1 pseudogene is annotated in these 577 nt (G+C 56.3%); it reads right to left on the bottom strand.

Features of this window, described 5'->3' with window-relative positions:
• Positions 1–577: pseudogene (locus HMPREF3153_RS02750) on the bottom strand (ABC transporter permease); the annotation flags it as partial.

Raw genomic sequence — 577 nt, 5'->3', positions numbered from 1 at the left:
TCAATGCACCCTAAAACCGGAAGAGCCGATAAAACCAGTGATGTCCGGATTAGCAGAGCCGGTGACGTAGACGATACGGTGCCCGGTCACACGGTTTAGCCACAGGCCACCTGCAACCACCAAGATAGAAGCGACAACGACGTGGGTGTTCATCGTGATGATGGATATGCCCTGCCATACGCGGTCAGCAGCCTTGTACTGACGCGCAGCGGTGTAGACGCCCAAACCAACACCGATGACAACAGAAAGCACGGTTGCGAGGAGGAGGAGCTGGGCAGACACGAGCGCACGGTGGCCGATCTGGGCGCTGACTGGGTCTCCCAAAGGGGAGCTGCCCCAGTCCCAGTGGAACAAAATCCCACTAAACCAGTTCCACCAGCGCTCAAGGAGGGGCGTTTCTGGGTCGAGACCCAATGGCTGGAGGATATTGGAGATTTCTTCCGGGCGAAGAGGCGGGTTGCGGCCTATGTAATTCGAACGCGGATCAAGGAAGGTTGCCGCGAGAAAGTAGGCGATGTTGGTCGCGAGGAAGATAACTAGCAATGTGATGTCTATGGAGTTTTTGGTCACGGAGTCT

Source organism: Corynebacterium sp. HMSC06C06 (assembly GCF_001807295.1).
GTDB classification, from domain to species: Bacteria; Actinomycetota; Actinomycetes; order Mycobacteriales; family Mycobacteriaceae; genus Corynebacterium; species Corynebacterium striatum.
Note: the sequence above shows the minus strand (reverse complement) of the source record. Positions and strands in the feature narration are given on the sequence as shown.